At 66.3% G+C, this 18,121-nt stretch carries 15 protein-coding genes; 9 read left to right on the top strand and 6 right to left on the bottom strand.

The genetic code is table 11. The features are described 5' to 3' along the window. Positions 1-57: 57 nt before the first annotated feature. Complete coding sequence (locus NFU04_RS13730) at positions 58-1,026, bottom strand: Rpn family recombination-promoting nuclease/putative transposase (protein ID WP_251310014.1); 969 nt, start codon at positions 1,024-1,026, stop codon at positions 58-60. Positions 1,027-1,186: 160 nt separating this feature from the next. Here NFU04_RS13730 and NFU04_RS13725 point away from each other — a divergent pair, with 160 nt between their 5' ends. Further along, positions 1,187-1,702 (top strand): cytochrome b, encoded by a 516-nt coding sequence (locus NFU04_RS13725; RefSeq protein ID WP_251310013.1) that lies wholly within the window; start codon positions 1,187-1,189, stop codon positions 1,700-1,702. 144 nt (positions 1,703-1,846) lie between these two features. On the opposite strand, the gene vapC is transcribed toward NFU04_RS13725, so the two are convergent. After that, positions 1,847-2,245, bottom strand: a complete 399-nt coding sequence (gene vapC, locus NFU04_RS13720) for a type II toxin-antitoxin system tRNA(fMet)-specific endonuclease VapC (protein WP_251310012.1) — start codon at positions 2,243-2,245, stop codon at positions 1,847-1,849. Beyond that, entirely contained in the window at positions 2,245-2,475 is a 231-nt protein-coding gene (gene vapB / locus NFU04_RS13715; RefSeq protein WP_251310011.1) for a type II toxin-antitoxin system VapB family antitoxin, read from the bottom strand. The genes vapC and vapB overlap by 1 nt, the downstream gene beginning before the upstream one ends. A gap of 388 nt (positions 2,476-2,863) precedes the next feature. Here vapB and NFU04_RS13710 point away from each other — a divergent pair, with 388 nt between their 5' ends. Beyond that, the gene (locus NFU04_RS13710; protein WP_251310010.1) at positions 2,864-3,877 is read left to right on the top strand and encodes a CNNM domain-containing protein; all 1,014 of its coding nucleotides are present in this window, start codon (positions 2,864-2,866) and stop codon (positions 3,875-3,877) included. Between the two features lie 95 nt (positions 3,878-3,972). Here the strand turns inward: NFU04_RS13710 and NFU04_RS16410 are convergent, their stop codons facing one another. Beyond that, positions 3,973-4,479, bottom strand: a complete 507-nt coding sequence (locus NFU04_RS16410; protein ID WP_285835156.1) for a pilin — start codon at positions 4,477-4,479, stop codon at positions 3,973-3,975. 913 nt (positions 4,480-5,392) lie between these two features. Between NFU04_RS16410 and pilB the strand changes: the two genes are divergently transcribed. Together pilB and NFU04_RS13690 are read left to right on the top strand one after the other, a co-directional pair. Further along, the gene (gene pilB, locus NFU04_RS13695; RefSeq protein WP_251310009.1) at positions 5,393-7,195 is read left to right on the top strand and encodes a type IV-A pilus assembly ATPase PilB; all 1,803 of its coding nucleotides are present in this window, start codon (positions 5,393-5,395) and stop codon (positions 7,193-7,195) included. A gap of 15 nt (positions 7,196-7,210) precedes the next feature. Further along, positions 7,211-8,452 carry a type II secretion system F family protein gene (locus tag NFU04_RS13690; RefSeq protein ID WP_251310008.1) on the top strand — a complete coding sequence of 414 codons (1,242 nt, stop codon included), beginning with the start codon at positions 7,211-7,213 and terminating at the stop codon, positions 8,450-8,452. Between the two features lie 233 nt (positions 8,453-8,685). Here NFU04_RS13690 and NFU04_RS13685 read toward each other — a convergent pair whose 3' ends face one another. Further along, positions 8,686-10,434, bottom strand: a complete 1,749-nt coding sequence (locus NFU04_RS13685; protein ID WP_251310028.1) for a bifunctional protein-serine/threonine kinase/phosphatase — start codon at positions 10,432-10,434, stop codon at positions 8,686-8,688. Positions 10,435-10,615: 181 nt separating this feature from the next. Between NFU04_RS13685 and ppa the strand changes: the two genes are divergently transcribed. After that, positions 10,616-11,146, top strand: a complete 531-nt coding sequence (gene ppa / locus NFU04_RS13680) for an inorganic diphosphatase (protein WP_251310007.1) — start codon at positions 10,616-10,618, stop codon at positions 11,144-11,146. A 238-nt stretch (positions 11,147-11,384) separates the two neighbouring features. On the opposite strand, the gene NFU04_RS13675 is transcribed toward ppa, so the two are convergent. Continuing rightward, a complete protein-coding gene (locus tag NFU04_RS13675; protein WP_251310006.1) occupies positions 11,385-12,665 on the bottom strand; it encodes a DUF2333 family protein in 1,281 nt (426 codons plus the stop codon). Positions 12,666-12,868: 203 nt separating this feature from the next. Between NFU04_RS13675 and dsbD the strand changes: the two genes are divergently transcribed. From dsbD to prmA, 4 genes are all read left to right on the top strand, one after another. Beyond that, positions 12,869-14,686 (top strand): protein-disulfide reductase DsbD, encoded by a 1,818-nt coding sequence (gene dsbD / locus NFU04_RS13670; RefSeq protein ID WP_251310005.1) that lies wholly within the window; start codon positions 12,869-12,871, stop codon positions 14,684-14,686. 372 nt (positions 14,687-15,058) lie between these two features. Next, a complete protein-coding gene (accB, locus tag NFU04_RS13665; RefSeq protein ID WP_251310004.1) occupies positions 15,059-15,508 on the top strand; it encodes an acetyl-CoA carboxylase biotin carboxyl carrier protein in 450 nt (149 codons plus the stop codon). 51 nt (positions 15,509-15,559) lie between these two features. Further along, on the top strand, positions 15,560-16,900 hold the full coding sequence (accC, locus tag NFU04_RS13660) for an acetyl-CoA carboxylase biotin carboxylase subunit (RefSeq protein WP_251310003.1): 1,341 nt from the start codon (positions 15,560-15,562) through the stop codon (positions 16,898-16,900). A 93-nt stretch (positions 16,901-16,993) separates the two neighbouring features. Next, positions 16,994-17,905 carry a 50S ribosomal protein L11 methyltransferase gene (gene prmA / locus NFU04_RS13655; RefSeq protein WP_251310002.1) on the top strand — a complete coding sequence of 304 codons (912 nt, stop codon included), beginning with the start codon at positions 16,994-16,996 and terminating at the stop codon, positions 17,903-17,905. Positions 17,906-18,121: the final 216 nt, after the last annotated feature.

Below are 18,121 nucleotides of genomic sequence, written 5' to 3'. Positions count from 1 at the left end.
AGAAGAGAAGCCAGATCAGCGACCCGGCCAGGGAGCTGGTTCTCGGTCAACGGCCCCTCAATGGCGGGACTCGGCGCGCAGCTTCGCCACGTCCTCGACGTCCAGCCCGGCGATATCGGCGATCATCGCATCGTCCATCTCGGTACGCGCGAGCAGATTGCGGGCGGTCTCGAGGCGGCCTTCCCGGAGCCCTTCTTGACGGCCCTCCTGGCGACCCTCCTGGCGGCCCTCCTGGCGACCCTCCTGACGTTCCTTCTTCGCCCAATTCTGCAGATTCTCTGCCAGCATGTCTCTATCCTCTACCAGGCTATTGAGCCGATTCAGATCGATATCGGCCCCGAGCCGATGCAAATGGCGCTTTAGCCAGCGGGTCACGATGGCGTCGATGCGCGCCTTGTAGGGGTCGGCCTGAATAATCGCCACCACCCGATCCACGGCCTTTTGCAAGGCCTCTCGCTCGGCCGCATTCTCGATGCCGAACACGCCGCTCAACGGCGTCTGACGCTCGGCCAGCTCCTCGTCAGTATATCGCCCCTCGTCAATCAGGTAATAGCGCAGGTGCGGCTGGTAGACTCGCAGGAAGGCCGGCGGTTCCGGCCTGACCAGCTCATAAACATCCTGGGGCACCGACCAGCGACGGGAACCGTTGTAAAGCACGATGGGCAACACCGGCGGCAAGCCCTCGCCGAGGGTGAAGGCCTTGCTCTTGAGCAGGTGATCGTAGAAGCAGGCCACGTAGTGCATCAAGCGAATCGGCATCGCCTGATCCACCCTCGACTGGAACTCCAGCAGGATATACAGATAGACCCGTTGCGTTATGCCCTGCCAGTGGACCTCCACCGACCACACCACATCCTCGAACTTCTCCTCGAACAGCGGCGTGATGTAGTTACCGCTATGGTTCTGCAGAGTGCCGAAATTCATCAGTCCAGCGATCTCGGGCGGGGCAAAGCCCTCGATCAATTGCTGCACGAACTCGGGGTGGCTGAACAGCTCCTTGTAACCCGTATCATGATGGTTGGCCATGGCCACTCCCGCGCGCCTGTGTTGATGCACGGAGTCTAGCATGCCCCCGCCCTGTCTCCCGCGATAGACGCAGGGCATCGACGCCCCGGGCAGTTTTCATCATTTCTCCATCGTCGGTTGCTAAGGTTGACGCGCTTTCTACCACCACAGGAACGCCGATATGGAAATGCCCCACGCCCGTTATGGACGACTCAGCCGTACCCTGCACTGGGCCATGGCCGCCCTCTTCGCCTGGCAATTCGCCTCGGTGGGCGCTCGGGTGTTGCTGCCCGACTCACCGCTGGACGAGTTTCTCTGGGCTTCCCACAAGCCGTTGGGCGCCCTGCTGTTGCTGCTGGGCCTGCTGCGCCTGGCCTGGGCGCTATATGAGAGCCCGCGCCGGCCCAACGCCCTCAATGGCGCCGCTCGGCTCGGCCACCTGGCCCTATACGCGCTGATGTTGGCGATTCCCGCCCTCGCCCTGCTGCGTCAATTCGGCTCCGGCCGCGCCTTCGCCCCCTTCGGCGTGCCGCTGATGCCGGGATTCGATGGCGAGATCGAGTGGATGACGGCCCTCGGCGGCGCCCTCCACGGCCTCCTGGGCTGGGCCCTGCTGGTGCTGCTGGTCGGGCATATCGTCCTGGCCCTGCTGCACGGCCGCCGCGGCGGCGAGCCGGTGCTGCGGCGCATGGCCTGAGTGCCCTATTTATCAAGAGCGGCTCAGCAAGAGCGGCTCGGCTCGGGCCGGCATAACGCCAGCGTCATGACGTAGCGACAACAACGGGCCTCTCGCATGACGAGAGGCCCGTTGTTGTTACTAATGAAGGGGTCTGTCCCCGATTTAGGTCCAATCCTCGATCCGCAGACCGGGAACCCGCTCGAATTCCTTGAGGTTGTTGGTCACCACGATCAGACCCAGCGAGCGGGCATGCCCGGCGATCATCTGATCATAAGGACCGATCGGGGTCCCGGCCCGGGCCAGCTCGGCCCGCACCTGCCCACTATGCGCGGCCGCATCGGCATCGTAGTTCAATACCTCGAGGCGTGCGGCGAAACCCTCCACCACGGCAAGGTTACGCTCCGGCGCCGAAGACTTCTCGGCGCCATAGACCAGCTCCATCAGGGTGATGGTACTGATTGCCAACTGCCCATGATGGCGATGGAAGGCCTCACGTACTGCGGGCGGCTTGTTCTTGATGGTATAGATACAGATATTCGTATCGAGCAGATACTTGAGCATCACAGCCCCTCGCGATGCTGTTCCGCGGGCTGTTCACGCTCGACCATAAAGTCCACCGACACGTCCTCGCCATCGAACCAGCTATCCCAGGACTCGCCCACCGGCGTGATGATACGCATCCGGCCGATGGCCACCACCTCGACACGCTTGACCTCCTCGGGCAAGGCAACGGCCTTGGGCAGGCGAATCGCCTGGCTGCGGTTACTCTTGAATACGGCACCCTGTTCCATCGTCATCTCCATGGATATCCCATAGGCATATGGCCGAGCCTAGCCCAGCCCCAGGGATATATCAACAGGATATACCAGCGGTAGCGGTGACGATCAGCGGCGCCGCCAACAGGGCGATGCCGATGGCCAGCAGGTCCCCGGCGCCCAGGGTAGCCAGCCCAGCCCGAGGCCGGTGGCCAGCAGCACAACCGTAGTCTCGATCATATCGCCTCGTTCGATAACGCCCGGAACCAGAAAAGGGGAAGGGGAAGGGGAAAACGGAGAGAGGCCGATCTTCGTGCCGGCCGGGACACCTGTCAATGCGATGACTCTTGCGAGCCCGGCGTGGATCGGTAATCATCGGCTCGCCGCCCCGGCGGCACTCCCTTAGCCACCCACACGAGGCCCCATGATCCTCCTGGCTCTGTTTGCCACCCTCTCCATCGGCGTGTCCTTCGTCTGCTCCCTGCTCGAGGCCTCGCTGCTCTCCATGACACCCAGCTATATCGCCCAGCTACGCGACGACCGCCCGAGGTTGCATGCCCGCCTGGTGCGTCTGAAGCAGAACATCGACCAGCCGCTGGCGGCCATCCTCACCCTCAACACCATCGCCCATACCGTGGGGGCCACCGGCGTCGGCGCCCAGGTCGTGGTGGTCTTCGGCGAGGCCTGGCTGGGCATCGCCTCGGCGCTGATGACCCTGTTGATCCTGTTTCTCTCCGAGATCATCCCCAAGATGATCGGCGCCACCTACTGGCGCCAGCTCGCCTCGCCCATGGCGCTGACCCTGTTCGCCATGATCTGGAGCATGAAGCCCTTTATCTGGCTGTCGGAGCGGATCACCCGGCGCATCGGCAAGGATGCCCAGGACACCGATATGCGTGGCGAGATCAAGGCCCTGGCCCGGATCGGCCTGGAAGAAGAGGCCCTGGACGCCGACGAGGCGCGGGTCATCACCAATATCCTCAACCTCCACGATATCCCCGTGAAGGAGGTGATGACGCCGCGCACCGTGTCGATCGTCGTGGCGCCGCAGATGAGCGTCGCCGAGTTCGACGAGAGCCTGGGCCGCTCGCCCTTTACCCGCTTCCCGGTGATGGACGGCGGCGAGCAGGCGCTGGGCTATATCCACAAGGCCGACACCTACCACGCCGCCGAGGAGGCGCCGCTGAAGTCGCTGATGCATCCGGTCAAGACGGTGATGGTCGACGACAGCGTCGAGCAGGTCTTTACCATGATGGTGCGCGACCGCCAGCACCTTACCGTGGTCTACGACGACCTGGGCACCTGGGTGGGCCTGATGACCCTGGAGGACGTGATCGAGACCATCCTCGGCCAGGATATCGTCGACGAGACGGATAACGTCGCCAACCTGCGTAAATACGCCAAGCAGCGCTGGACCAAGGGGCTGAGGAAGGCCTAAGGAAACCGGAAGCAGAAAAAAGAATGGCCGGCTAGGCCGGCCATTCCAAGAGAGAGCTGAATTGTAAATGGGGGTCAGTCCCGGTTTTCCATTAATTACCTGCAAGAGGAGGGGCGAAGATTATTAGGAATGGTGCCGCTACAGACCCACGCGCTAACAGACTGATTCGTACCATCAACATAATCAGCTGCCACCATAGCAGTTGTTGCCCCAGCATCACTGTAAGGAGTCAAAGTAATGGTGTTAGTACCTGCTGCAACACCGCTGATATTTTGAGCTGTAATTGTTACAACTCCAGCAGCACTCGTAGTGATAGTACTCACATATTGTGTTACAGGCCCAGTAGTATCTTCACATCCGAAGTCGTTTCCCGTTGGCGCTGTAGACAAGCCAGTTTGGGAAGCTTCCGTTATTGCAGTACGACATGCTGACCCAGCCATTACAACTTCAGAAACCTTTGCACGGTTAACATAATCTTGGTAGCGAGGCAACGCAATCGCCGCCAAGACCCCGATAATCGCCACCACGATCATTAGCTCGATTAGGGTAAAACCGCCCTGCCCAGCTTTTACGTAGCGTTTGATGCCTTGTTGCTTTTTCATCACGATCACCCCTCGGTTATTGGCGAGCCGAACCCTTGCCCCTGTCCCGATCTCGCCTCTTGCTCACCTGCCTATCCCACCTTTAGCACCCTTCGCCTTCCCTGCGGAGCCACGCCAGGAGTCTAGCCAGCCCCTGGGGGTCGGGATTAGCCGCCCTTCAACGCTGTTGCCACGCGGGGTTGCCGCTGCCGGCGTCGTCAACATTGACATGAAGGCGGCCATCACCGTTTCACAAACTTACACTAGTTTACACAACGAGGCCGTGCAAGGATTTCTCTAGATTAAGCGGACTTCGTTTGCCCGGGGCGATTCACTCGTCTAGCAGATCATGGACCGGCCAACCGGGGACACCCGGGCGGCTCTCAACGCCGCCCTCAACGGGGTGAAGCCGCTAGACTGACCTAGGCTAGGGGGGTGAAGGAGTGTTAAGGGAGCCGGCTCCTACGAATCGCCGGCTAAAGCCAGCTCCTACGGAATGGGTGGCGCTGCTAAGGAGTGGGGGCTGCCACTGGGGTGGTAGGAGCCGAATCGCCAGCTAAAGCTAGCTCCTACGGAATGGGTGGCGCTGCTAAGGAGTGGGGGGCCACCACTGGGGTGGTAGGAGCCTGCTTCAGCAGGCGATAGAAAAATCGCCGGCTAAAGCTAGCTCCTACGGAATGGGTGGCGCTGCTAAGGAGTGGGGGCCACCACTGGGGTGGTAGGAGCCGAATCGCCAGCTAACGCTAGCTCCTACGGAATGGGTGGCGCTGCTAAGGAGTGGGGGCCACCACTGGGGTGGTAGGAGCCTGCTTCAGCAGGCGATAGAAAAATCGCCGGCTAAAGCCAGCTCCCACTATGTTAGGGGGCCAGCTCTTACTAGGTAGGTGGGGGGCTAGCGCCAGTTGCCATCAGGGCATCAGATCGAGGAGCCGTTATGCATGATTCGCATCCGCCGTCGATGGACTATCACAGCCTGATCGCCCAGAGCACCGCCTCGGGGCCGACGGGCGGAGGCGGCGTGCCGGTGGCGGCGGACCTGCGCGGCCTGACCCGGCGCCTGGTGCGCGACGGCGTGCTCTCCGAGGCGGCGGCGCGCCGCGCCGAGGAGGAGGCCCGGGAGGAGGACGTCTCGCTGATGGCCCATGTGATCGACAGCGGCCTGGTGACGCCGCGCCAGGCGGCGCTGGCGGCGGCCTGGGAGTATGGGCTGTCGCTGATCGACCTAGACGCGGTACGCCCGGACAGCCTGCCGCCGGCGGAGAGCATGCCGGAGAAGGTGCTGCGCAAGCTTACGGTGCTGCCGCTGCTACGCCACGACCACCGCCTGACGGTGGCGGTGCCCTACCCTTCCACCCTGGCCCAGCTCGACGAGCTGCAGTTCGCTACCGGTTTCAACGTGGAGGGGGTGCTGGCCCCGGTGGATCAGCTCGGCCCGGCGCTGGAGAACTACCTTACCCACGCCGACAGCCAGGCGATGATGAAGGGGCTGGAGGGCGCCGATGAGGCGCTGGACAACCTCGACTACGAGGAGTACGACCCGGAGCAGGAGGGCCCGGCGGTCACCGCCGGCAACGACGACGCCCCGGTGGTGCGCTTCGTCAACAAGATCTTGCTCGATGCCATCCGCCGCGGCGCCTCGGATATTCACTTCGAGCCCTACGAGACCCAGTATCGCATTCGCCTGCGTATCGACGGCATCCTGCTGGAGGCGGCGCGGCCGCCCTTCAATATGCGCCAGCGCATCGCCGCCCGCCTCAAGGTGATGTCGAAGCTGGATATCTCCGAGCGGCGCCTGCCCCAGGACGGCGCCATCAAGATGCGCCTGTCGCGCAACCGCTCCATCGACTTCCGGGTCAGCACCCTACCCACCGTCTATGGCGAGAAGATCGTGCTGCGTATCCTCGACCCCAGCTCCGCGCAGCTGGGCATCGACGCCCTGGGCTTTACCCCGGCGCAGCGCGAGATGTACCAGCGGGCGCTAGACGAGCCCCAGGGCATGATCCTGGTCACCGGCCCCACCGGCAGCGGCAAGACGGTGACCCTCTATACCGGCATCAATATCCTCAACACCCTGGAGCGCAATATCTCCACCGCCGAGGACCCGGTGGAGCTCAAGGTGCCGGGGGTCAACCAGGTCAATGTGCTGACCAAGATCGGCCTGGACTTCGCCAGTGCCCTGCGCGCCTTCCTGCGCCAGGACCCGGACGTGGTGATGGTCGGCGAGATCCGCGACCTGGAGACCGCCGAGATCGCCGTCAAGGCGGCCCAGACCGGCCACCTGGTGCTCTCCACCGTGCATACCAACTCGGCGGCGGAGACCCTGACCCGCCTGGCCAACATGGGGGTAGCGCCCTTCAATATCGCCAGCTCGGTGAGCCTGATCATCGCCCAGCGCCTGGCCCGCAAGCTCTGCCCGCGTTGCAAGCAGCCGGCGGAGATCCCCCGGGAGGCGCTGCTGGCGGAGGGCTTCGGCGAGGAGGAGGTGGCCTCGGCCACCATCTTCCATCCGGTGGGTTGTCGCCACTGCACCCTGGGCTACAAGGGGCGCGAGGGCATCTACGAGGTGGTACCGGTGTCGGAGGCGATCAGCCAATTGATCATGCGCCAGGGCAATGCCATGGAGCTGGCCGAGCAGGCCCGCCGCGAGGGCCACCCGGACCTGCGCCGCAGCGGCCTGCTCAAGGTCATGCAGGGCATCACCAGCCTGGAAGAGGTCAACCGAGTCACCAAGGACTAAACGGGAGGGGCCGCGATGGCGACCATGACACGCCAAGCCAAGGCAAGGGCCAGGCAGCAGCTGAAACTCTACCGCTGGCAGTGGAGCGGCAAGGCCCCCAGCGGGCGCAAGGTCAAAGGCACCCTGATCGCCGCCAACCGCGCCGAGGTGGAGAAGACCCTGGGCGGCCAGAACATCATCGTGCGAACCATCCGCCGCAAGGGGGGCATGGGCGGCATGGGGCGCATCAAACCCCGCGACATCATGCTCTTCGCCCGCCAGATGGCCACCATGATCCGCGCCGGGGTGCCCATGCTGCAGGCCCTCTCGGTGGTGGCGGAGAGCCTCAAGAAGCCCGCCATGAGCGCCCTGGTGCAGCAACTGATGAACGACGTCACCGCCGGCACCAACCTCTCGGCGGCGATGCGCAAGCACCCGGACCACTTCGATTCGCTGTTCGTCAACCTGGTGGAGGCCGGCGAGCAGTCCGGCTCCCTGGACCATATGCTCGACCGGGTGGCGGCCTACAAGGAGAAGCTGGAGTCCCTCAAGGGGCGGGTCAAGAAGGCGTTGTGGTATCCGGCGGCGGTGATCGCCGTGGGCATCGCCGTCACCGCCCTGCTGCTGATCATGGTGGTGCCCCAGTTCGAGGCGCTGTTCCATGGCTTCGGGGCGGAGCTGCCGGCCATGACCCGCATGACCATCTACCTCTCGGAGCTGGCCCAGGCCTACTGGCTATGGGTGCTGGGGGGCTTTATCGTCTTCGTCTTCGTGATCCGCCAGGGCATCAAGCGATCGGAGACCTTCGCCTACCGCATGCATGCCTGGTCGCTGAGGATCCCGGTGATCGGCGATATCCTCGACAAGTCGGCGGTGGCCCGCTATTCGCGGACCCTGGCCACCACCTACGGCGCCGGGGTGCCCATGGTGGAATCGCTGGACGTGACCTCGGGGGCCACCGGCAACAAGGTCTACGAGCGGGCGGTGCGCCAGGTGCGCGAGGACGTGGCTACCGGCCAGCAGCTGCACTTCGCCATGCGCCTGACCGAGCAATTCCCGCCGCTTGCGGTGCAGATGGTCGGCATCGGCGAGGAGTCCGGGGCCCTGGACGCCATGCTCAACCGAGTCGCGGACTACTACGAGGAGGAGGTGGACAACAAGGTGGACGCCCTCACCTCCCTGCTGGAGCCCTTTATCATCGTGGTGCTGGGCGTGCTGGTGGGCGGCCTGGTGATCTCCATGTACCTGCCCATCTTCGAGCTAGGCAGCGTGATCTAGGCTCGTCTGATGCTCTCGCCTGCGGCTCGTTTATCCGACCTACGCCGTGGTGGTAGTGGTGGTAGTGGTGGTAGTGGTGGTAGTGGTGGTAGTGGTGGTAGTGGTGGTAGTGGTGGTAGTGGTGGTAGTGGTGGTAGTGGTGGTAGTGGTGGTAGTGGTGGTAGGTCGGGTAAGCGAGCCTGCGAGCGCACCCGACGCTCTCGCTTCCTGCCCAACCAGCGACCAGCCTCCTCCTACCGCAGCAGCCAGGAGAGCACCAGCAGCAGCAGCAGGATGCCGGCGACGCCCTGCCAGAAGCGGGCGGGCTCGCCGAGCGGGCCGCCGTCCTCCCCGTCGTCGCCGTCCCGGCGCGGCTCGCGAAGCGTCACCAGGAATTCGGAGAGCCGCCGATAGCGTAGCGCGCGCTGGGGGTCCAGGGCGCGACGCAGGGCGTCGTCGAGGGCGGCGTCCACCTCGGGATTCGTGGTGCGGGCACTGCGGTAGCCGAGCTTCTCCAGGTCGGTATGGGTACGCAACTGGTGGGGGGCAAGGGCATAGGGCAAGCCGCCGGTGAGCAGCCAGTAGATGGTGGAGGCCAGGGCGTACTGGTCGCTGCGCCGCCCCACGTCGGTGTCCAGGGCATACTCCGGGGCGCTGTGTTCGGTGAGCCCCACCTGGCGCGCCAGCTCCCGGGAGTGGCGATGCCCGTCCCCCTCGCGTAGCCGGCAGGCGCTGAAGTCGGCCAGCACCACCTGCCCATGGGGGTCGATCAGGATATTGTCCGGGTGGATGCGCTGATGCAGCAGGTCGCGATGGTGCAGGGCCTGCACCGCCTTGCCCAGCTGGCGGGCGATATCCAGGCGCTGGGAGAGACTGGCCTGGGGGTGGCGCCGGGCCCACTCGGTAAGGGTCTCGCCATTGACCAGGGCCATCAGGTAATAGAGATGGCGTCGCGGCCGCGAGGGCTCGACGACCCGCGCCACGAAGGGCGACTTGACCCGCTCCACCACCCATTGCTGCAGCAGGAAGTGCTCCAGGTAGGCGTTGCGACTGGAGAGCTCCGGGCTCGGCGCCTTGAGCACCATCTGGCGCTGGCTGGCCAGGTCGCGCACCCGATAGACCCGCGACTGGGCGGTCCGCGACAGCACCGCCTCGACCTCCAGGCCATCGAGGCGGTCGCCGGGGGAGAGCTCCGGCGGCACCGGCAGGTCGCCATAGACCTTGCCGGGGCGATCCTCGGTGGCCTCGGGCAGGGCGTCGACCCGCACCAGCTGGAAGCAGAACTGATCGCCGCCGTAGCCGCGCTCCTGGGCCCGCTCGCTGGCGGCCTGGGCGAGGCGTTCGCAGGCGGCGTCCAGGTCGCTGACGTCGGCGCGGATCAGGCGCACATAGTCCGAGGGCATCAGGGTGCCGCGCACCGCCTGGGTGGTGAAGAGAAAGATATCGCCCTGCTTGAGGGGCACCTGCAGGTAGTCGATCTCGATGCTGGGGTCCATGCCCAGCGCCCGGGAGGCGTAGCGGTAGCCGCCCAGGTCGGTGATATGGTCCCGGGAGAGCTGCTCGAACTCGGCGCCGCGCAACAGGAAGACCAGGGTATCGCCCATATGGAAGAGGTGCGCCTCGCGGCCCTGATAGACCATCGCCGAGAGCGCCGAGACATAGCTGCCGTCCTTGACGTGCTGGCTCTGGGCATAGCACCAGGCGTTCAGGGAGCGCAGCACGCGAATGGCGGAGTACTTGACGCCCCAGTGATCGGGGGTAGAGAAGTAATCGGCCACCAGGCCGCGCACGCTGAGGTCTCCGGCCTGCTTGGCGATGGCGTTGCGGGAGCTGGAATCACTGATCACCGCCAGGGCGCCCTTGGCTTCCAGCAGGCCGGCCTCGGGGACGCGCAGCGACATGGAGCTGCGATGATGGCGTCGCTCCGGTGCCACGAAGGCCTGTCCCACGCTCAGCGATAGTTGACGATCCAACGACTCTCTCCTTTTCACCTCGGTGCGCATCACTGCGGCGGGCCACCGCCTGGCGGAAAGCCCGCCCCATGATACACGTTTGACCCGCCCCTCGGCCTATCAACCAAAGGGGTAGGTCCTGCCATGGTCGGATTGGTAATCGGCGTCTCGGCTTCGTATAATTCGGCGGTTTTCTCTGGCCCCTACAATCCGCCCACGCAAGGATTCGAGAATGAGCTTCAGCAAGATCCCCGCCGGTAAGGACCTCCCCAACGACGTCTATGTGGCCATCGAGATTCCGGCCCAACATGCGCCGATCAAGTACGAGATCGACAAGGACATGGACGCCCTGGTCGTGGATCGCTTCATGGCCACCCCGATGTTCTACCCGGCCAACTACGGCTATATTCCCAACACCCTGGCCGATGACGGCGACCCCCTGGACGCCCTGGTGGTGACCCCGCATCCGGTGCAGCCGGGCAGCGTCATCCGCGCGCGTCCGGTGGGCATCCTCAACATGACCGACGAGGCCGGCGAGGACGCCAAGCTGGTCTGCGTGCCCCACGGCAAGCTGACCACCCTGTATGACGATGTCCAGGAAGTGACCGACCTGCCGGAGCTGCTGCGCCAGCAGATCGCCCACTTCTTCGAGAACTACAAGGATCTCGAGAAGGGCAAGTGGGTGAAGGTGGAGTCCTGGGAAGGCGCCGACGCCGCCCGCAAGGCCATCGAGAAGGCCGCCGCCGCCCACGAGAAGGCGTAAGCCACCCTGGGTGACAAGCAAGGGCCGCCCCGATGAAGGGGCGGCCCTAGTTGTTTTGGCAGGGGTAGGTCGGGGAAATAAGCCTGTAGGTCGGGTAAATGAGCCGAAGGCGAAAGCACCCGACGCCCCGACCGGCCCCGACCGGCCCCGACCGGCACCGACCGGCCCCGACCGGCCCCGACCGGGGCGCTCGCCGATGTCGGATGCGCTCGCCGAGGCTCGCTTATCCGACCTACGCCTACGGCTGACTCGCTTCGGGCAGCGGCATGTCCTCCTGCGGGGCCGCGGCTTCTTCCGGCGCTTCCTGCACGGCCTCTTCCTGCACGGCCTCTTCCTGAGGCGCGGCTTCTTCGGGTGCTTCCTGGACGGCCTCGGGTTCGAGCGCTTCCTCCGGCGCCGGCGGGGTAGTCTCTTGCTGGGGCGCCTCTTCCGGCATGTCCTCCGCCGCCGGGGCCTCGGGGACCTCCACCGCCGGTTCGGTGGGCTCCCCGGCGGCGACCCCCACGCCCTCGATACGCGCCGCCAGGCGGCTGGCCAGGTCGCGGGCGCGCACCGTGTAGTTGGCCATGACCAGGGAGTGGTTGGCGAAGATGCCGAAGCCGGAGCCGTTGAGCACCAGCGGGCTCCACAGCCGACGCTGAGTCATCTCCAGCTCGGCGATCAGCCGGGTCAGGGTCCCCCGGGCCTCGGCGGCGGCCAGCAGATCGGCATAGTCGCGCTCCATGCCACGCAGCAAGTGCAATAGCGCCCAGGCCTGGCCGCGGGCCTCGAAGAAGTCGTCGTCGAGGCGATACCAGGGGGTCGGCTCGGGCAGCGCGTCGGTATCGACGGCCAGGTCGCGAAGCGCCTCGCGCTCGCCGACGCTGGCGGAGAGGCGCTGGCTCAGGTCATCGAGGCGCAGCGCCACCCGCTCCAGCCACCGGGCCAGGGCCTCGCCATCGTCGGCGAAGCCGGCCTCGCCGCTACCCAGCGCCAGCAGGTGGGCGCCCAGGTGCTCGCCGGCCTGCTCCAGGCGGGTCTCGGTGGAGGGGTAGAGCCAGTCGCGACTCTCGCCCATCAGTGCCTCGCGCGCCTCTTCCAGGGCGGCGCTCTCGCCCTGCTCGAGGGCCGGCAGTCGCTGGGCCAGCTCCCGGGCCTGACGCAGCACGCCGTACTCCCAGCTGGGCATATTGTCGAGCCACAGCCCCGGGGGGAAGATGTCGTTGCGCAGGTAGCCTCCCGGCTTCTGCTGCAGGGTATCCACCACGCCGATCAGGGCGGCGGTGGTCACCGCCCCGCGCCGGGCCGGCGTGGTGGCCGCCTCGGGCTGGTCGGCGGCCACCCGCACCCGCTGGTTGGCGGTGGCCTGCTCGACATCGAAGGCGGCGGGTTCGCGGCTCCACCAGATACCCAGGGCCAGGGTCGCCAGCAGGTAGAGCACCACCAGTACCAGCAGTGGCTTCCAGATCCAACCATACTCGGGACGCTCCAGTGAGGTGGTGCGCCCGGCAACCGGCTTACGCTTACCGAACAGGGGCATGTGTCGACTTCCTTGACTCGCGAAATGGGTCGGCGCCGCTGCGACGGCACCGAATGCTGAGTTATAGTAGCAGGCGACGCCGCGATGACGAGAGCGGCGCCCTGTCCGCCATGCCAACGCGCCCGCCGGATGCCGGGAACTCCCCCCCTGTCGCCGGGTCGCAAGGGGGTTCCGCCTCCCGTCTGCAAGGATCTTTCCGAGTCATGATTCGCCGTTTATTGCCCCTTCTGTTGCTGCTCCTGGCGCTGGTCGCCGGCAACACCCAGGCCCAGTGGTTCTCCTCCGACCGCCAGAGTGACTTCCTGCCGGTCCACGAGGCCTTCCAGGCGAGCGCCTGGCACGATGGCCAACGCCTTTATGTGGGCTTCGTCGCCGCCGAGGACTATTACCTCTATCGCCATCGCTTCGCCGTGGAGAGCGACGCCCTGGCCCTGGGCGAGCCGGCGCTGCCGCCGGGGGAGCCCATGAGCGACGAGTTCCTGGGCGACGTCAACGTCTTCTTCGACCGGGTGGTCTTCACGGTGCCCCTCGAGGCGGCCCCGGTGGCGGGGGAGGTGCCCTTTACCCTGAGCTTCCAGGGCTGCGCCCTGGCCGGCCTCTGCTATCCGCCGGAGCGCCTGGAGATGACCGCCCTGCCCGGCTCGGCGCCCCCCGCCTTCGCCGACTGGGCACCGGACGCGGCTCCCTCCGAGGCGGGCGCGCCCAGCGGCGTGCAGAGCGCCGATGGTCGCTTCAGCGAGCTGATGAGCCGCGCCAGCCTGCCGCTGGCCCTGGGGCTCTTCTTCCTGGCCGGCCTGGGGCTGACCTTTACCCCCTGCGTGCTGCCGATGATTCCCATCCTGTCGTCGATCATCGTCGGCCAGAACCCCGGGCGCGGGCGGGCCTTCGTGCTCTCCGCCAGCTATGTGGCCGGCATGGCCGCCACCTACGCTCTGGTGGGGGTGCTGATGGGGCTGTTCGGCGCCGGCCTCAACCTCCAGGCCCGGCTGCAGTCGGCGCCAGTACTGATCGGCTTCGCCCTGCTCTTCGTGGGCTTCGCCCTGGCCATGTTCGGCGTCGTCAACCTGCGCACGGCGCCCCGGCTGACCGCGCGCATCCAGGCCTGGCAGACCCGCGCCCAGCGCAGCGGCCCCATCGGCCTGGCCCTGGCCGGCGCCCTCTCGGTGCTGGTGGTCTCGCCCTGCGTCTCGGCGCCCCTGGCCGGCGCCCTGGTGTTTATCTCCACCACCGGCGACGCCGCGATGGGCGGGGCCGCCCTCTTGGCCCTGGCCCTGGGCATGGGGGTGCCACTGCTGCTGGTGGGCACCTTCGGCACCACCCTGATGCCACGCACCGGCGCCTGGATGGAGGGCGTCAAGACCGCCTTCGGCCTGCTGCTGCTGGGGGTGGCCATCTGGCTGGTCGAGCGGCTGCTGCCGGGGCCGCTGGCCCTGCTGCTGTGGGCGGCCCTGGCGGTGACCACGGCCCTGGCACTGGGCGCCCTGCGCCTGGAAACCCGCGGCTGGGCGCGACTGCGCCAGGGCGCGGGCCTGCTGGTGCTGGCCTGGGGCCTGGCCCTGGTGCTGGGCGCCGCCCAGGGCGGTAGCGACCCGCTGCGCCCGCTGGTGGCCATGGCACCCGGGGAGCGCGGTGCCGCCATCGCCAGCGAGCCCGATGTGGTGGTGCGCGATCTGGCCGGCCTGGAGCGGGCCCTGGCCGGTGCCGGCGACACCCCGGTGTTCGTCGATGTCACCGCCGACTGGTGCATCTCCTGCAAGCAACTGGAACGCAACGTCTACCCGACGCCGCAGGTGGCCGAGCCGCTGTCGGCCTTCCATCGCGTTCAGGTGGACGTCACCGAGAGCAACGGCGCCAGTCGCGAGCTGCTGGAGCGCTTCCAGCTGTTCGGTCCGCCCAGCCTGCTGTTCTTCGCCGGCGGCGAGGAGATCCGCGAGGCGCGCATTCAGGGCGAGGTGGAACGCGACGCCTTCGCCGGCCACCTGAACCAGCTGCTGAGCTGGCTGGAGCGCCGACAGGGGTGATCGGGGCGGGGCTGCCACTGGGTTGGTGGGGAAAAATTGCTGGTGTTGTGGGAGCCTGCTTCAGCAGGCGATAGGAAAATCGCCAGCTAAAGCTAGCTCCTACGGGGTGGGTTGCGCGTCATCGGTCAACTACGAAAAACTGCATGGTTAACCGCTATCATCGCGAAACGAGCGTTTATATTCACGCTTCTGCGGATAACCTGGACAACCCGGTCGTTTTTCGGCAAACTCCGCCGACACGCCTTTTGGCGGGACAATCGCCGGCAATTTGCTAAACTTTGCCCCGATTCGACACCTTTTTACGCAGGTTGACAGCGCCGCTGCGCAGCCTGTCCGAGCCCCCTCATACTCCGTTACGAGCGAGACAACCGCATGGATATCCGTAAGGTCAAGAAGCTGATCGAGCTGCTGGAAGAGTCCAATATCAGCGAGATCGAGATCCAGGAAGGCGAGGAATCCGTCCGCATCAGCCGCCACCCCAATGGCGTGGCCTACCAGGCGGCCCCGCAGCCCGCCGCCTATGCGCCCCAGCCGGCGCCTGCCCCGGCGGCACCGGCGGCCAGCGAAGAGGCGCCCGCCGCCCCCACCGGTCATACCGTCAACTCGCCGATGGTCGGCACCTTCTACCGGGCCCCGGCCCCGGGCGCCAAGCCCTTCGCCGAGGTGGGCCAGTCGGTGCGCAAGGGCGAGGTGGTGTGCATCGTCGAGGCGATGAAGATGATGAACCAGATCGAGGCCGACAAGGACGGCGTGATCGAGGCCATCCTGGTGGAAGACGGCGAGCCGGTCGAGTTCGATCAGCCGATGCTGGTCATCGCCTGAGGCCATCGCCTCGACGCTCTCAACTGACACCTCACTACGGGCGGATAACAGATGTTGGACAAGGTACTCATCGCCAATCGCGGCGAGATCGCCCTGCGCGTCCTGCGTGCCTGCAAGGAGCTGGGCATCAGGACCGTGGCGGTCCACTCCAAGGCCGACCGGGAACTGATGCATGTGCGCCTGGCCGATGAAGCGGTATGCATCGGCCCGGCCCCCTCGGCCCAGTCTTACCTCAATATTCCGGCGCTGATCAGCGCCGCCGAGGTCACCGACGCCAGCGCCATTCATCCCGGCTACGGCTTCCTCTCCGAGAACGCCAACTTCGCCGAGCAGGTGGAGCGCTCCGGTTTCACCTTTATCGGGCCGCGGGCCGACACCATTCGCCTGATGGGCGATAAGGTCAGTGCCATCGAGGCGATGAAGAAGGCCGGCGTGCCCACGGTGCCCGGCTCCGACGGCCCCCTGCCGGAGGACGAGGCGGAGCTGCTGGCCATCGCCAAGCGCATCGGTTACCCGGTGATCATCAAGGCCGCCGCCGGCGGCGGCGGTCGCGGCATGCGCGTGGTGCATTCCGAGGCGCACCTGCTCTCCTCGGTGAGCATCACCCAGACCGAGGCCGCCGCGGCCTTCGGCGACGGCACCGTCTATATGGAGAAGTTCCTCGAGGAGCCGCGCCACGTTGAGGTGCAGGTGCTGGCCGACGGCCAGGGCAACGCCATCCACCTCTATGATCGCGACTGCTCCCTGCAGCGCCGCCACCAGAAGGTGCTGGAAGAGGCGCCGGCGCCGGGGCTCGACCCCGAGGCCCGGGCCCAGGTGCTGGAGGCCTGCCGCCAGGCGTGCCTGACCATCAACTACCGGGGCGCCGGCACCTTCGAGTTTCTCTACGAGAAAGGCCAGTTCTTCTTTATCGAGATGAACACCCGGGTCCAGGTGGAGCATCCGGTCACCGAGCAGGTCACCGGGGTGGATATCGTCAAGGAGCAGCTGCGCATCGCCTCCGGGCTGCCGCTGTCGATCCGCCAGGAAGACGTCAAGCTCAACGGCCACGCCTTCGAGTGCCGGATCAATGCCGAGGACTCCCGCACCTTCATGCCCTCGCCGGGCAAGGTGAGCCTCTATCACCCGCCGGGTGGCCTGGGGGTACGCATGGATTCCCACCTCTACACCGGCTATACGGTACCGCCCCACTACGACTCGCTGATCGGCAAGCTGATCACCTGGGGCGAGGACCGCACCGCGGCCCTGACGCGCATGCGCAATGCCCTGGACGAGCTGCTGGTGGAAGGCATCAAGACCAATACCGACCTGCACAAGGACCTGGTCCGCGATACCTATTTCCAGCAGGGTGGGGTCAATATCCACTACCTGGAGAAGAAACTGGGTCTGTAAGCCACGACCCGGTGTCACCGACGGGATGGCCCAGGGCCATCCCGTCGCGCGTTTGGATACCCTGACACGCCTTTTTTCGCAGGAGACGCCACCATGCCCTGGCTACAACTCAAGGCGCGAATCGCCCCGGAGCAGGCCGAGACCCTGGAGGAGCTGCTGCTCGCCGAGGGCGCCTCGGCCATCACCCTGCAGGATGCCCATGACGACCCGGTCTTCGAACCGGAGCGCGGCACTACCCCGCTATGGAACGAGACGGTATTGACCGGCCTCTATGACGACCTGGAGGGCATCGAGGCGATGCTCGAGCGGGTGCGCCAGGCCTGGAGCCTGGAGGTGCCCGACGAGCCCTGCCCCGAGATCGAGTTCGAGCTGCTCGCCGATCGGGACTGGGAACGGGAGTGGATGGATGGCTTCACGCCGCTGAAGATGGGCCAGCGGCTATGGATCGTGCCCAGTTGGCACGAGGCCCCGGAGCCCGAGGCGGTCAACCTGCTGCTCGATCCCGGCCTGGCCTTCGGCACCGGCACCCACCCCACCACGGCGCTGTGCCTGGAGTGGCTGGATGGCCTGGCGGTGGCCGGCGGGCTGGACGCCAAGGCGATACTCGACGTGGGCTGCGGCTCCGGCATCCTGGCCATCGCCGCCCTCAAACTGGGCGCCGACCGCGCCGTGGGCACCGATATCGATCCTCAGGCCCTGCAGGCCAGCCGCGACAATGCCGAGCGCAATGCCATCGCCGAGGCGCGCCTGACGCTCTGCTATCCGGAGCAGCTCGACGAGGGCCCCTTCCCGGTGGTGGTAGCCAATATCCTCGCCGGCCCGCTGGTGGAGCTGGCCCCGACCATCGCCGGCCAGGTCGCCTCCGGGGGACGCCTGGTGCTCTCCGGCATCCTCGCCCAGCAGGCCGACGAGGTGCTCGACGCCTACGCGGCCCAGGGGCTGGCAATGGAACCGCCGGTGGAGCGGGAAGGCTGGGTACGCCTGGAAGGGCGCCGGCCGGCGTAGGTCGGATAAGCGAGCGACAGCGAGCGCATCCGACATGGCATAGGCATAGGCGTCGGGTGCTTTCGCCTGCGGCTCATTTACCCGGCCTACCCCGGCTCGCCGGGTGGGCGCTTTCGCCACGGGAGAATCCGAATTGCCACCTTCACCCGGGGGCGCCGGCTGGGTATCATAGGCCCCCCTTGAAACGAGCCCCGGTTTTCATGCCCATGCCCCCAC

This window comes from Halomonas sp. NCCP-2165, from assembly GCF_023708045.1.
GTDB classification, from domain to species: Bacteria; Pseudomonadota; Gammaproteobacteria; order Pseudomonadales; family Halomonadaceae; genus Bisbaumannia; species Bisbaumannia pacifica.
The sequence above is the reverse complement of the archived record's forward strand: the minus strand, read 5'-3'. Positions and strand labels throughout refer to the sequence as shown.